This window comes from Devosia chinhatensis (assembly GCF_000969445.1).
Taxonomy (GTDB): Bacteria; Pseudomonadota; Alphaproteobacteria; order Rhizobiales; family Devosiaceae; genus Devosia; species Devosia chinhatensis.
Genome location: NZ_JZEY01000070.1, coordinates 1 through 498, shown reverse-complemented (window position 1 = coordinate 498; position 498 = coordinate 1). Strand labels below are relative to the sequence as shown.

The following is a 498-nucleotide window of genomic DNA, read 5'->3' as shown; positions in this document are numbered from 1 at the left end:
TGCCGATACCGCAGACAATCCGCGCATCGACACCTATTTCGTCGACCTGGACGATTGCGGTCCGATGATTTTGGACGCGCTGCTGTTCATCAAGAACAATATCGATCTGACGCTGATGGTGCCGACGATAAGCATTGATGGTGGAGACGCGGTCGACGGCGATCGAGAAGCTCGAGCGATCGACGGTCATCTGCTTGTCGTTGTTCTTGGGCGTGACGCGATCGTAATCGGGGAAGGTGCCCTCGATCAGCTTGGACAGCAGAACGACCGAACCCACGGTGAAGCGGATCTTGGTGTCGGACACTTCCACATTGACGTCGCCATCGGCGCCATCAAGCAGCTTCTGGACTTCGCCAACGGTCTTCTTGGGCACGATGATGCCGGGCATGCCCGCAGCGCCTGCGGGCGCGTCGATCTCGGCGCGCGCCATGCGGTGACCATCGGTCGCCACAGCGCGCAGCACGGTGCCGACATTGCTGACGTCCACGGTGTGGAAAT

Annotated in this window: 1 protein-coding gene; it reads right to left on the bottom strand. The window is 60.0% G+C overall.

Annotated elements, in window-relative coordinates; all coding sequences use genetic code 11:
• Nucleotides 1-498 (bottom strand): DNA polymerase III subunit beta family protein (locus tag VE26_RS16775; RefSeq protein ID WP_483088778.1); only part of this gene is annotated, 498 nt, incomplete at both ends.